The 12929-nt window shown below is 62.0% G+C and carries 12 protein-coding genes; 8 read left to right on the top strand and 4 right to left on the bottom strand.

Going from position 1 to position 12929, the window contains the following annotated elements; translation table 11 throughout:
* Window positions 1-17 precede the first annotated feature (17 nt).
* The 6 genes from ABCW43_RS17935 (at window position 18) to uxuA (ending at window position 6139) form a co-directional block, all read left to right on the top strand.
* The gene (locus ABCW43_RS17935) at window positions 18-731 is read left to right on the top strand and encodes a FadR/GntR family transcriptional regulator (protein ID WP_345926836.1); all 714 of its coding nucleotides are present in this window, start codon (window positions 18-20) and stop codon (window positions 729-731) included.
* 57 nt (window positions 732-788) lie between these two features.
* Complete coding sequence (locus ABCW43_RS17940) at window positions 789-1763, top strand: sialic acid TRAP transporter substrate-binding protein SiaP (protein WP_345926838.1); 975 nt, start codon at window positions 789-791, stop codon at window positions 1761-1763.
* A 70-nt stretch (window positions 1764-1833) separates the two neighbouring features.
* The gene (locus tag ABCW43_RS17945; RefSeq protein ID WP_345926840.1) at window positions 1834-2409 is read left to right on the top strand and encodes a TRAP transporter small permease; all 576 of its coding nucleotides are present in this window, start codon (window positions 1834-1836) and stop codon (window positions 2407-2409) included.
* Between the two features lies 1 nt (window position 2410).
* Window positions 2411-3817, top strand: a complete 1407-nt coding sequence (locus tag ABCW43_RS17950) for a TRAP transporter large permease (RefSeq protein WP_345926842.1) — start codon at window positions 2411-2413, stop codon at window positions 3815-3817.
* Between the two features lie 56 nt (window positions 3818-3873).
* Window positions 3874-4929: an L-idonate 5-dehydrogenase gene (locus ABCW43_RS17955; protein WP_345926843.1), complete on the top strand. Its 1056-nt coding sequence runs from the start codon at window positions 3874-3876 to the stop codon at window positions 4927-4929.
* Between the two features lie 10 nt (window positions 4930-4939).
* Window positions 4940-6139, top strand: coding sequence for a mannonate dehydratase (uxuA, locus tag ABCW43_RS17960; RefSeq protein ID WP_345926846.1), 1200 nt, complete (start codon window positions 4940-4942; stop codon window positions 6137-6139).
* Between the two features lie 54 nt (window positions 6140-6193).
* Here uxuA and ABCW43_RS17965 read toward each other — a convergent pair whose 3' ends face one another.
* The gene (locus ABCW43_RS17965; RefSeq protein ID WP_445738965.1) at window positions 6194-7276 is read right to left on the bottom strand and encodes an Ldh family oxidoreductase; all 1083 of its coding nucleotides are present in this window, start codon (window positions 7274-7276) and stop codon (window positions 6194-6196) included.
* Between the two features lie 134 nt (window positions 7277-7410).
* The gene (locus ABCW43_RS17970; protein ID WP_345926848.1) at window positions 7411-8133 is read right to left on the bottom strand and encodes a FadR/GntR family transcriptional regulator; all 723 of its coding nucleotides are present in this window, start codon (window positions 8131-8133) and stop codon (window positions 7411-7413) included.
* A gap of 156 nt (window positions 8134-8289) precedes the next feature.
* Between ABCW43_RS17970 and gudD the strand changes: the two genes are divergently transcribed.
* Window positions 8290-9681 (top strand): glucarate dehydratase, encoded by a 1392-nt coding sequence (gudD, locus tag ABCW43_RS17975; protein WP_445738966.1) that lies wholly within the window; start codon window positions 8290-8292, stop codon window positions 9679-9681.
* A 78-nt stretch (window positions 9682-9759) separates the two neighbouring features.
* Window positions 9760-10728, top strand: coding sequence for a Bug family tripartite tricarboxylate transporter substrate binding protein (locus tag ABCW43_RS17980; RefSeq protein ID WP_251090140.1), 969 nt, complete (start codon window positions 9760-9762; stop codon window positions 10726-10728).
* Window positions 10729-10747: 19 nt separating this feature from the next.
* On the opposite strand, the gene ABCW43_RS17985 is transcribed toward ABCW43_RS17980, so the two are convergent.
* Both ABCW43_RS17985 and ABCW43_RS17990 read right to left on the bottom strand, forming a co-directional pair.
* Window positions 10748-11053 (bottom strand): hypothetical protein, encoded by a 306-nt coding sequence (locus tag ABCW43_RS17985; protein ID WP_345926851.1) that lies wholly within the window; start codon window positions 11051-11053, stop codon window positions 10748-10750.
* A gap of 334 nt (window positions 11054-11387) precedes the next feature.
* Window positions 11388-12797, bottom strand: a complete 1410-nt coding sequence (locus ABCW43_RS17990; RefSeq protein WP_345926853.1) for a tannase/feruloyl esterase family alpha/beta hydrolase — start codon at window positions 12795-12797, stop codon at window positions 11388-11390.
* Window positions 12798-12929 lie beyond the last annotated feature (132 nt).

Below are 12929 nucleotides of genomic sequence, written 5' to 3' on the forward strand. Positions count from 1 at the left end.
GCGCCCGGAGGAACTCGATGTTCGTGGCTTTGGAGCCGCGCCGGCTTTATCGCCAGGTTGCGGAACAGATTCGTGTGCTGATCGATACGGGGGAACTGAAGCCGGGTTCGAGGCTTCCGCCCGAACGAGAGCTTGCCGAGCGATTTTCCGTTTCCAGGCCAACAGTCCGCGAAGCCTTGATCGTGCTCGAGGTCGAAGGCCGGATTCAGATCCGGATGGGGTCCGGCGTCTACATCAGCAGCGTCCCGCGACAGCCCACTGGCGTCCTGCCGAACGACGAAGGAGGCGGCCCCCTCGAAATCCTTCAGGCGCGCTGCCTGATCGAAAGCGGCATTGCGGAAGAAGCTGCGCGTCTCGTGACACCCGACGGCATCGCCCGCATCGATCTGCTCTTGGAGCGCATGGAGCAGTCGCTGAACGACGGGCCGGTTGCTCTTGCCTGCGACCGCGACTTTCACACGGCGATCGCCGACATCATCGGCAATTCGGCACTGAAGCACTTCACCGGGCTGATCTACGATACGCGGATGTCGCCCTATTTCACCAAGCTCGCCAGCTATTTCGAAGGGCCGCACACATGGAAACTGGCGCTCGAAGAGCACCGTGTCATTCGTGACGCCATTGCCGCGGGGGACCCTGCCGCGGCGCGCGAGGCCATGCGTCGTCACCTGACGCTGGCGCAAAAGAGATTCTCGGAAAGCTTCGGGGAGGAGCCGACCCGAGAAGACTGACCGTCCGCCATCGCGGCCGGGTCGACCATACAGTTCCGTTTCACCTGGGAGGAAAGAATGAAACACCGACTGAAAACATTGCTGGGCGCCGCTGCAGTCATCGTAGCCTCGACGCTTTCGGCGCATGCCGAAACCGTGCTGAAATGGGCGCATGTCTATGAGACGCCCGAGCCTTTCCACACCGACTCGGTCTGGGCTGCCGGAGAGATCGCCAAGCGAACCAATGGCCGCTACAAGATCGAGGTCTACCCGGCCTCACAGCTTGGAAAAGAAGCCGACATCAACCAGGGCCTCAAGCTCGGCACCGTTGATATCATCATCTCCGGCTCCAGCTTTGCGGCGCGCGATCACAAGCCGATCGGCGTCACCTATTATCCCTATATCTTCCGCGACCCGAGCCATCTCCTGGCCTACACGAAGAGCGACGTCTTCAAGAAACTCGCCAAGGGTTACGAAGACAAGACCGGCAACCACATCGTCGCTCTCAGCTATTATGGAACGCGCCACACCACATCCAATCGCCCGATTTCGAAATGCGCCGACATGGCGGGCCTGAAGATGCGCGTACCGGATGTTCCGGCCTATCTGGCAATGCCGCGCTCCTGCGGTGCCAACACGACGCCGATCGCCTTTGCGGAAGTCTATCTGGCGCTGCAGAACGGCACTGTGGAAGCCCAGGAAAATCCGCTGACGACGATCGAAGCCAAGAAGTTCTATGAGGTTCAGAAGAACATCGTGCTGACCGGCCACATCGTCGATCATCTGAATACCGTCGTCTCCAAGACCCGCTGGGCCAGCCTCTCCGACGAGGACAAGAAGATCTTCACGGACGTGATGCTTGAAGCCGCAGCCCGCACGACGAAGACCATCGAAGCCCGCGAAAAGGCGCTCGTCGATGAATTCAAGAAGAAGGGCCTGACCGTTACCGAAGTCGACAAGGCAGACTTCGAGAAGAACGTCATCGACAAAGTAAAGCTCGAGGACTTCGGCTACGAAAAGGCCGATTGGGACGCCATCCGCGCGTTGAAGTGACGATCCCGGCCCCGGCGTGCAACGCGTCGGGGCAACCCCTTTGCGATTTTTCATGAACGGAGTGGACCCGATGACGGAGCATTCGCACGCGCCGATAAGCGTGGAAGAAATGGCGCATGCCTTTGAGGAAGAAGCAGCGCCCGTTGACCTGTCTCCCTATGCCATCGAGGATTGGGTGACGCTTGCGGTCTTCTGGGCCATGGGTCTATCCGTATTCCTGCAATTTTTCACACGCTACGTGCTGAACGACAGCTTTGCCTGGACGGAGGAAATCGCCGCCAACTGCCTTGTCGTCGTGGTGTTTCTCGGTTCGGTGATGTGCGTGCGAATGGTCCGCCACATTCATGTGGACCTGCTCTACCGCTTCCTGTCGAAGCGGGCCGGAAGGCTCCTGGAACTCATGGTCGATGCCATCAGCATTGCCTTCTTTGCCTATATCACATGGCTGATGTGGCGTTATCTCGAGATTGTCGGGGAAGAGCGAATGGTCACGGTCGACCTGCCGCGCGGCATCGTCTTCTACACCGTCTTTGCAGCTTTCGCGCTGATGTTCCTGCGGTCCGTCCACAATCTGGTGAAGGACATGACCGGCAGCAAGACCGTGCGCGAGCAGGCGCAGGACGACATCCACACGGGGGGAATCTGACATGCTGCTCCTGATCGGATCATTCCTCGCACTTCTGATAATCGGCTCGCCGGTCGCCGTTTCCATGGCTGTCGCGTCGCTCCTCTACCTGGTGATCTACGGCGTGGCACCTGACATCATCGCCGCGCAGCGCATGATCGCCGGCGTCGAAAGCTTTCCGCTGATTGCCGTGCCGTTCTTCATCCTGGCTGGCAACCTTATGAACATTGCCGGCGTGACAGGGCGTATCTATCGCTTCGCGCTCTCGCTCGTCGGCTGGATGAAGGGCGGCCTGGCCCAGGTCAACATCATCGGCTCCGTTGTCTTCTCCGGCATGTCCGGGACGGCGCTGGCAGATGCTGCCGGTATCGGCACGATCGAAATCAAGGCCATGAAGGATCATGGCTACCCGGTCGAGGCAGCCGTCGGCGTTACGGCGGCGTCGGCAACGCTCGGCCCGATCTTTCCACCGTCGCTGCCTTTCGTCATCTACGGCATGATGGCGAACGCCTCGATCGGCGCGCTGTTCATGGCCGGCATCATTCCCGGCATCGTGATGACACTGCTGATGATGCTCACGGTCTATATTTTCGCGAAACGCAAGGGCTGGGGCTCCGATACGCCCTTCGAACTGAAACAGTTGCTCGGCGCGTCGCTGGAAGTGGCGATCGTGCTTGCCTTCCCTGCCACCGTCTACCTGATGATTCTGGCGGGCCTGTCGATCAACGTCGCGGTTCTGATCGGGCTTGTGTTGCTGGTGGCGCTGGACTGGTACTTCGACTTCTCCGCTGTCATGGCCCTGATGACGCCGGTCCTGTTGATCGGTGGCATGACCATGGGCTGGTTCACGCCCACCGAAGCCGCCGTTGCTGCGGTCCTCTGGTCGCTCTTCCTCGGTCTGGTGCGCTATCGCACGATGACCGTGAGGGCATTGGCCAAGGCATCCTTCGACACGATCGAAACGACGGCCTCCGTTCTATTCATCGTTACCGCGGCGTCCATTTTCGCGTGGCTGCTGACGGTCAGCCAGGCGGCGCAGCTGTTCTCCAACTTCATGTTCGGCCTGACGGACAGCTGGTGGACTTTCCTGATCATCGTCAACATCCTGCTTCTGATCGTCGGCGCCTTCCTGGATACAATCGCCGCCATCAGCATCCTGGTTCCCATCCTGATACCAGTTGCCGCGCGTTACGGGATCGACCCGGTGCATCTCGGCCTCATCATCACCCTCAACCTGATGATCGGCCTGCTGACACCACCGGTCGGCATGGTGCTCTTCGTTCTCTCTCGCATCTCCAAATTGTCGGTGGAGCGAACCGCACTCGCCATCCTGCCATGGATGATCCCGCTGTTCATCGCGCTCGGCCTTATCACCTTCATACCGGCGATCACGCTCTGGCTGCCCACCCAGCTGGGCCTCATCCGATAGCGCCCGAGTTCATGTGCAGTGGACCGGCGACCTCTTGAACGAAAGGTACCAGTGCGATGTTAACGCGCGTTGCCCGCCTTCACGCTCAGCGTGACCTCCGAGTTGAGACGCTGGATGCCCCCGACCTCGGTCCAGGCGACGTGCTGCTGGCCATGGCGGCGGGCGGCATCTGCGGCTCCGATCTCCACTACTATCAGGATGGCGGTTTCGGGCCGGTGCGGGTTCGCGAACCCATCATCGCCGGCCACGAGGCTTCCGGCTTCGTCGAGGCCTTGGGCGAAGGGGTTACCGGGTTCGAGTTCGGGCAACTGGTGGCAGTCAATCCATCGCAGCCCTGCGGCCATTGCCAATACTGCCGGACCGGCCAGCCGATCCATTGCCTCGACATGCGTTTCATGGGGTCGGCGATGCGCCTACCGCACGAAAACGGCATGTTCCGCGAGAGGCTGGTCGTCCCGGCCATCCAGTGCCATCCGGTGGGAAATGACGTGTCGCCGGGCGAGGCCGCCTGTGCGGAGCCGCTTGCCGTGTGCCTGCATGCCGTCGCCCAGGCAGGAGACTTGTCGGCTCGCAAGGTGTTGGTCACGGGGGCAGGTCCCATCGGGCTTCTGACGGTTGCAGCGGCCCGGCACGCAGGTGCCGCTACTATCGTGGTGACGGATCTGGCCGATGCAGCACTGTCGCGGGCGCCATCCATGGGAGCGACCGAGACGATCAACGCGGCTTCCAACCCGGACGGGCTTCTCCCTTTCCAGGAGAACAAGGGCAGCTTCGACGTGGTGTTCGAATGCTCGGCTTCAGCTGCGGCACTGCGCTCTGCGTTTGCTGCGATCAAGCCGCGCGGGACGCTCGTCCAGGTCGGCGTGACCGGTGACATGACCATCCCGCTCAACGCGCTGGTCGGCAAGGAGATCGTCTGGCGGGGCTCGCAGCGCTTCCATGCCGAATTCGCCGAGGCGGTCGATCTGATCGCCAGGCGTCGCATCGACGTGCGGCCGATCATTTCGCACAGCTTCCCGCTGGATGCGGTGACCGCGGCTTTCGAACAGGCCGGAGACCGTTCCAAGGCCTGCAAGGTGCAGATCACATTCAAACAGACTGAAAAAGCGTGAAGGACGAGACATGAGACATACGTGGCGCTGGTTCGGCCCGGTCGACAAAGTAACCGTCAGAGATGCGGCGCAGGCCAGCGCGGAAGGCATCGTCTCGGCGCTCCACCACATTGCGACCGGCGAGGTCTGGCCGGTGGACGAGATCGCAAGGCGGCACGACGAGATCAAGGCTGGCGGCCTGGTATGGGATGTCGTGGAGAGTGTTCCCGTTTCCGAAGACATCAAGACGCAGACCGGCGAGTGGAAGCGTCATGTAGCCAATTGGCAGGAAACGCTGCGGCGTCTGTCGGCATCGGGCATCCGCACGGTCTGCTACAATTTCATGCCGGTCCTCGACTGGACCCGCACGGACCTGCGCTGGGACACGCGCCATGGCGCCAAGGCCATGCGGTTCGACCTGACCGATTTTGCAGCCTTCGATATCCATATCCTCAAACGTCCCGAAGCCTGCGGCGACTATCCGGAATGGCTGCAGGAGGATGCGGCTCAGCGGTTTTCCGAGATGGCGGATGCGAAGATCGCCGCGCTGGGCAAGAACATCGGGGCGGGGCTGCCGGGCTCGGCGGACGGCTACACGCTCGACCAGCTGCGGGAAAAGCTCCGTTTCTACCAGGGTATCGACCGGGCACGGTTGCAGCAGAACCTCGTCGACTTTCTGACCGAAGTCACGCCGGTCGCGGAGGAAGTCGGCATCAACATCTGCGCCCATGGCGATGACCCGCCCTGGCCGCTGCTTGGCCTTCCGCGCATCCTGTCGACCGAAGCCGATTACGCCCATATGCTGGATCAGGTCGGTGCTCGCGCCAATGGCGTGACGCTCTGCACCGGCTCGCTGGGTGCAAGGGCCGACAACGACCTGCCCTTCATCGCCTCGCGCTTTGCAGACCGTATCCATTTCGTACACCTGCGGAACGTGACGCGGGACACTGACACGGTCCCCTGCTCTTTCTTCGAGGACGAGCACCTGGAAGGCGCAACGGACATGGTTGCGGTGATCGCCGCTTTGCTTTCGGAAGAAGCCCGTCGGCGCGGGGAAGGCCGCGAGGATCATCGCATCCCCATGCGGCCGGATCACGGGCAGGAAATCCTCGACGACCTGACCCGCGGTGCGCAGCCGGGCTATCCTGCCATCGGGCGGCTCAAAGGGCTGGCGGAGCTTCGCGGCATCGAGCGAACTCTCACGCATCCCCGCTATGGCCTGGGGCCATGATCATCAGGTAGCTGCGGTTGCCGCGGCCCCATCGGCTCCTCCGCCGGCAAGTCGTCACGGTAGAAGCGCGGGGGTCTCCAACCTGAAGCGTTCGCCAAGCTTCGCGAACGCCTCCCGCGTTGCCGGATCCAATGGAACGCCACGCTGTTCGCGCTCTTCGGCGACCATCCATTCGCGGTCGCCCGGTGCCATCACCCGCATGCTCTCGCGCGGCGGCGAAGAGCGCAGCACCTCGACATAACGCCGCATGCCGGTTGTGAAGACGTCTTCCGGCACGAAAGCGCCGGGCTTCATGGCCAATACGAAAGCGCCAAGAGCGCGGGGGGTGGAAAAATCCGGGCCGTTCATCGGCAGGAGGTCGAAGCTCAGCCGCATGCCCGACAGGACCGCGCTCAGGATTTCCACCAGGCCCGCCAGCCCCGCGCCCTTGAAACCGAACTCGCCGCCGACCGGCGCCAGCATGTCCGCCAGCGACGGATCACGGATGTCGCGGCCCTCGACATCCGAGGCGACGCCCGTCGGAAGCTCACGGCCGAGGCTGCGGTAGAGCTTTACGCGGTTATAGGGAATGGCGCTCGTCGCCATGTCGAGCAGCCAGGGCCTTTGACCAGTGACCGGCACAGCAAACGCGATCGGATTGGTGCCGTGGAACCGCATCGCCCCGTCATGCAGGCGTACGAAACTGTCCGAATTGCAAAAGGCGGCGCCGATATAACCCTTCTGCGCCGCATCCAGCGCATAGGCGCCGGCAGGGCCGAAATGCGAGCTGTTGCGGATCGAGACGGCGCCTATGCCGCATGTGTCGGCAAGCTCAATCGCCTTGTCCATGGCGCGGTAGGCGGCAAGCGCCCCGTGGCCATGATCCGCGTCGAGCAAGGCCACCGCAGGCACGGACTGCGTCACCGTCATGTTCGGACGCTTGTTCACCCGGCCACCGGTCATCGCGGTGATATAATGGTCGAGCAGGCGCACGCCATGGCTGTCCACGCCAAGCCGCGAGCCATGCATCATTGCGCGGGTCGCTGCATCCGCGGTTGGCTCATCCGTCCCAGCGGCGAGAAAAACCGCGCGGCAGAACCGCTCGACATCGTCGATTGCCGCATGGACCGTCTCCTCGGGGGCTGAAATCGGGCTCAAAACGTCTGTCCTCCGTCGATCACGAGTATCTGGCTGGTCATGAATGCTGCCTAGCTCGACTGAACCTCCGCCGGCACGGAGCAACGGCACCGACGACCGGGCCGACTTTGCCGGTATCGGTACCTTTGGCCGCTTCACACGTCGTCTTCGACGAGAAGTCGAATGACGCTCTGCTTCATGTGAAAACTCATGACCTCCTGTGCCTGCCCCGGGTCACCAGCCTTGATGGCTTCAAGGACGCGGCGATGCTCCTCGACGACACGTGGCGCAACCTGGTCGGGCGGCCGTTCTTGCAGCTTGCGGGTGAACTCCATCATCAGCTTGATCTGGTTGCGCATCGTACCGAGCGCGAAGGGGAAATACGGATTGCGAGTGGCTTGCGCCACGGCCATATGAAAGGCGAAGTCTGCTTCAAAGACACTCTCGCCGGGCGGCAGGGTCAGCATCCGCCGGTGGGCTTCCTCGATCCCGTGGATCGCTTCGGGATCGCAAAGCCGCGCCGCGTCCTCCGCTGCCGCGCATTCCACCACCTGGCGAAACCGCATGCAGCGCTTCATGTCGAACACTGTCTGGATCGACAGCCCCTGGATATCAGCGGCCGACGGCACGACATCCGCTCGAGGCTGCACGAAATTGGCCGAGCCTCGCCGGGAAATGATCCGGCCGGCGTCACGCATCTTCACCAGCGCCTTTCGCAGGACCGGACGTGACACGCCGAATTGACGGGCGAGCTCCGCCTCCGGAGGCAGACGCCCGCCCTCCTGCCAGGCCGGCGCCTCCAGCATCGCTTCGAGCCGGGCGAACACATGCGACGACAGGTCCTTCACGGAGCGGGTTTGCTGAATTTTCTCATCCATCGCCGCATCCTATCCCCGCCCTTCGTCCTTTCCAATAGGGCCGGATGATTACTAATATTTACTTATATTGACAAATGAGTTCGCCTGCGCGATCTATTTGAGGGGGACGCCCGCGCCCAAGCCGGCCCCAACACCGCATGACCTGAAAAGCCCGACATGACAGAGGACCGGATGCTTATCGAGCCGAATTCGTCGACACACTCCGTAGACAGCCATCTCGCCCGGCATACACCGCGCGTGGTTTCCGTGCGGGCGATCCCGGTTGCGGGACGCGACAGCATGCTGCTCAACCTCAGTGGCGCGCACGCCCCCTTCTTCACCCGCAACCTCGCGATCATCGAAGATGATTCGGGTCACGTAGGCATCGGCGAGGTTCCAGGCGGCGAGACGATCCGTCAGACGATCGAGGAAGCAGGCCCTCTCCTGATCGGGCAGACGATCGGCGATTATAACGGGCTGCTCGACCAGGTGCGGAAGACTTTCGGCGACCGTGACAGCGGCGGCCGCGGGCTGCAGACCTTCGATCTGCGTACGACAATCCATGTGGTCACGGCGCTGGAGTCGGCGCTGCTCGACCTTCTCGGCCAGCATCTCGGCGTCCCGGTGGCGGCCCTTCTCGGCGACGGCCAGCAGCGCGACCGGGTCGAAATGCTGGGTTACCTCTTCTACGTCGGTGATCGCCAGAAGACGGATCTCCTCTATCGTGACGGCAAAGGCGAGACCGACGCCTGGTTGCGGCTGCGCGACGAGGAGGCGCTTACGCCTGAAGCGATCGTCCGGCTCGCCGAGGCGACGCAGGAGCGCTACGGTTTTCGTGACTTCAAGCTGAAAGGCGGGGTCTTGCGAGGCGATGACGAGATCGAGGCGGTGACGGCCATTGCTCGCCGCTTCCCCGAAGCCCGCGTCACGCTCGACCCGAATGGCGCCTGGTCGCTGGAGGAAGCGGTTCGCCTCTGCAAGGGGCGCGGCGACGTGCTTGCCTATGCGGAAGACCCCTGTGGCGCCGAGCAGGGCTATTCCGGCCGCGAGATCATGGCCGAATTCCGCCGCGCCACCGGCTTGCCGACCGCCACCAACATGGTGGCCACCGATTGGCGCCAGCTCTCGCACGCGATCCAGCTGCAATCGGTAGACATCCCACTCGCCGACCCGCATTTCTGGACCATGCAGGGCTCCGTGCGCGTCGCACAGGTCTGCCAGACCTTCGGCATGACCTGGGGCTCGCATTCCAACAACCATTTCGACGTGTCGCTGGCGATGTTCACCCATGTGGGCGCGGCAGCGCCCGGGCGCGTCACCGCACTCGACACCCACTGGATCTGGCAGGACGGACAGCGGCTGACCCGCGAGCCGCTGAAGATCGAGGACGGACATATTGCGGTGCCGGACCGGCCGGGGCTCGGCGTCGAGCTGGACATGGAGCGCGTCGAGGAAGCCCACCAGCTCTACCTGAAGCACGGGCTGGGCGCCCGCGACGACGCGACCGCCATGCAATATCTCGTCAAGGACTGGCGCTTCGACAACAAGCGGCCGTGCCTAGTGCGCTGACGAAGGAACGACAGGCCGCCATGCGCCGCGGCGGCCATCACCAGAAGCGGCGTCTAGGATCATTGAGGAGGATGAACCATGAAAGCACGAACACTGCTCGCCATCTCGCTTAGCCTCGGCATCGCCCTTGCCGCAGGCGCCGCAAGGGCGTTCCCGGACGGCCCGATCACCATTATCGTCCCCTTCCCGCCAGGGGGCGCGACCGATACGACTGCGCGGTTCATGGAGCCGCACATGTCCAAGGTGCTGGGAGCAAACATCGTCGTTGAAAACAAGCCGGGCGCCACCGGCGCGATCGGCGCCGGCCTGGTCGCCGATGCCGAGGCGAACGGCCAGACCCTGTTGGTCGCCTCGCTCGGCACTTTCGCCACCAACCCATATCTGCAAAAGAAGCTCTCCTACGATCCGATGAAGGACTTCGATCTTCTGACGGTCGCAGTGAGCACGCCCAACGTGCTGGTCGCCACGCCGAAATTCAAGCCGGCCAGCGTGCAGGAACTCGTGGCTGCGATGAAGGAAAAGCCGGAAAGCGTTACCTTCGCAAATTCCGGCACAGGCTCCTCGGACCACCTGACTGCTGCCCTCTTCTGGCAGGCGACCGGGACCAAGGGCGTACATGTGCCCTACAAGGGAGGCTCGGCGGCACAGGCCGACCTCGTCGGCGGACACGTGGACGTATCGTTCCAGAACCTCGGTGCCATCATCAACTTCGTGCAGGGAGGGCAGATGAAGGCGCTCGCACAGACGGGTGAGAAACGCCATCCGCTGCTGCCGAACGTGCCGACGCTCACCGAACTCGGATACAGCAATATCGTCGTCAACGCCTGGCAGGGCGTTGCAGCCCCGAAAGGTCTGCCGGCCGACGTCAAGGCAAAACTCAACCAGGCGATCCAGGCGTCGCTCAAAGACCCCGAGGTCGTTGCCAAGTTCAACAAGCTGGGCTTCGACGTCGTCGCCAATTCCAACGAGGAATTCGGCACCTATCTCAACAAGGAGATGGCGCGCTGGAAGGACGTCATCGAAAAGGGCAATATCAGCGCGGAATAATCCGTGGGTTCACGGCCACCTAAGTCCTGCCGGCGGCTTCCTCACAAATAGGGGAAGCCGCCTCAAGGTCTCTTAAAGGGATTTTTCCTGCATCCGGCCCTGTATCGGCGGCCTCGATGCGAAAGAGATCTTTCATCGACGCCACCACATCCTCGATCCGCTCTGCGGGACTGCGGCTTTCCAGCTCGACCGGCACGACTTCCAGCACGCTTGACAACTTAAACGACCGGACACCATCAGTTACAATTGTGTACAATCTTCCATTTTCAATCCTGATGCCTTCAGCAAAAAAATCATCACTGTCCGCAACTGTCACCAAAAACATTCAAAACTCCACGCCATCTTTGGATACCCCATAAGATCGAGCGGAGTGCATCATTTCAAATTGGGAAAACGACGTAGGCGCGGCTAAGTCCGGCTGCTCCTTTCGGTGGTCCCGAGTGGGGCATGTTCAACGACAGACTCTCGTTCCGCGGCCGGCGTCCCATTCTCCCCAATGTTGGCGCGGAAATAGATCGTCTGGCGGATATGCGAATCACGAGCAGTGAACAATGATGGCGATGCGGGAAGACCCCCACCATCAGCAATGGTCCCGCCTCGCGACTGGAGTCCGGAATCCAGTCGCTTGCCTTCAATAGCGCAACGCCAGGGGACCCATGTCAGCGGTTCCGGCAGTCGAAACTTGCCGCGTTGTCGACATTCCCATCCCCTTTGTATTGCGCATAGGACGGGTAGGGGCATAGCGGACGGGTCCGACCGGGAAAAGCCTTGCCCGAAGCTTCGACACTTCGCGGAGCTTCATCCTTTTCCACCCAGTCGACCAGCTTGCTCAACATGTCGAACTGGTCGAGGCTGGCAGGTCCGCCACGGCAATGGGCCATGCCCGGAACGAGATAGAGCTTGGCCCAGTCCTCCACCCGCTTGCCGGTCTTGGTCGCAGTGCTCATCCGGTTGAAGAAATCGACCGTATCGTTGGAGGAGAACCACGGATCACTGACCCCGTGAAAGAAAATGATCTTGCTCCCCCGGGCGGCGAAGGAACTGAGATCCGTCCATTGATCGGCATTGATCAGTCGCTGCTGCGGATCGCCGATGTCGGCTTTCTCGACGGCATCGTCCACATCGAAACTCATGGCGTTGTTCTTGAACTGCCGATTGCGCTTGTCATCGAACCGCATGAGCCCCGGAATGGGATCTGCAGAGTTCATGACGCCGGTATCGTAGGGAAACGCCACATAGGCGGGTCGGCCTGACGCATCGAGCGTCGGCGAAAACGTCTCAGTCACCACGTCCACCTGCTGCTTCGTGAGGCAGCCCTCGGCTTTACCGGCAGGGCAAAGGAGGCTTGCCGGATCGAATTTGCAAGCGGCTGTATTTGCGATCATTCCATCCTCGATGCCATCAAGACCATCGCAGGACTTCAATATCCCCTTGAGAACCAAATCGCGATCGGCATCCGAGAAGGCTTTCGCTCGGTCGGGCGCGCCGTCGGCGCCGGCCGGGGATATCTTGTTCATCGCAACGTTCTTGGCGGCGAGCGACATGTTCGAACGGCTTGTGCGCATGGCCGGAGCCCCGGCGATAATACCGTCGAACAGCGTGGGAAACCGTTGCGCAGAGGCCATCGCCTCACGCCCACCGGTCGAGCATCCTGCGAAATAGGAGCGATCGGCAACCTTGCCGTAGTAGGCGGCGACCAGTGCCTTGCCGAGCACGGTGACCTTCTCGACCGACCAGCCCGCGAAATTCAGCGTCGCAATCTGATCCGCCCTGAAAGAGGCGTCCCAGGCTTCGCCCTTGTGGCCGCTGTCATGGGAAATGACGGCGAAACCACGCGAAAGACCGTTCTGAGTTCCGGCGGCCACATCTCCCAGGGCTGGCCGCACGACGCCATTCAGACCTCCGCCGCCTTGGACCAGAAACCTTCCTGTCCAGTTGTCCGGCAAAGCAATGGAAAAACCGATGGCATAAGGCTTGCCGTCGGCGCCGGTGCGGTGTTCGAACGACCCGCTGACGAGACAATGCGCCGGTCCCTTGTCCTTGATGTGATCGGCGCTCGCGACCTTCATGTCGAATCCGGTCAGTTGAAGGGTTTTCGCCGCCGAGCATTTAGCTTCGGGCGAAGGTTCCGCGGCGACGGCCGGTGTCAAACCGGGCACAAGGGCAACAAAAGCTGTGGCAACAACCAGCCTGATCATATC

It is taken from the genome of Neorhizobium tunisiense (genome assembly GCF_039631515.1).
Taxonomy (GTDB): Bacteria; Pseudomonadota; Alphaproteobacteria; order Rhizobiales; family Rhizobiaceae; genus Neorhizobium.

Excerpts from the sequence above, each read along its gene's own strand:
- ABCW43_RS17935 (WP_345926836.1), top strand. The coding sequence starts at position 18 with ATGTTCGTGGCTTTGGAGCCGCGCCGGCTTTATCGCCAGGTTGCGGAA.
- ABCW43_RS17940 (WP_345926838.1), top strand. The coding sequence starts at position 789 with ATGAAACACCGACTGAAAACATTGCTGGGCGCCGCTGCAGTCATCGTA.
- ABCW43_RS17945 (WP_345926840.1), top strand. The coding sequence starts at position 1,834 with ATGACGGAGCATTCGCACGCGCCGATAAGCGTGGAAGAAATGGCGCAT.
- ABCW43_RS17950 (WP_345926842.1), top strand. The coding sequence starts at position 2,411 with ATGCTGCTCCTGATCGGATCATTCCTCGCACTTCTGATAATCGGCTCG.
- ABCW43_RS17955 (WP_345926843.1), top strand. The coding sequence starts at position 3,874 with ATGTTAACGCGCGTTGCCCGCCTTCACGCTCAGCGTGACCTCCGAGTT.
- uxuA (WP_345926846.1), top strand. The coding sequence starts at position 4,940 with ATGAGACATACGTGGCGCTGGTTCGGCCCGGTCGACAAAGTAACCGTC.
- ABCW43_RS17970 (WP_345926848.1), bottom strand. The coding sequence starts at position 8,133 with ATGGATGAGAAAATTCAGCAAACCCGCTCCGTGAAGGACCTGTCGTCG.
- gudD (WP_445738966.1), top strand. The coding sequence starts at position 8,290 with ATGACAGAGGACCGGATGCTTATCGAGCCGAATTCGTCGACACACTCC.
- ABCW43_RS17980 (WP_251090140.1), top strand. The coding sequence starts at position 9,760 with ATGAAAGCACGAACACTGCTCGCCATCTCGCTTAGCCTCGGCATCGCC.
- ABCW43_RS17985 (WP_345926851.1), bottom strand. The coding sequence starts at position 11,053 with ATGTTTTTGGTGACAGTTGCGGACAGTGATGATTTTTTTGCTGAAGGC.
- ABCW43_RS17990 (WP_345926853.1), bottom strand. The coding sequence starts at position 12,797 with ATGAAGGTCGCGAGCGCCGATCACATCAAGGACAAGGGACCGGCGCAT.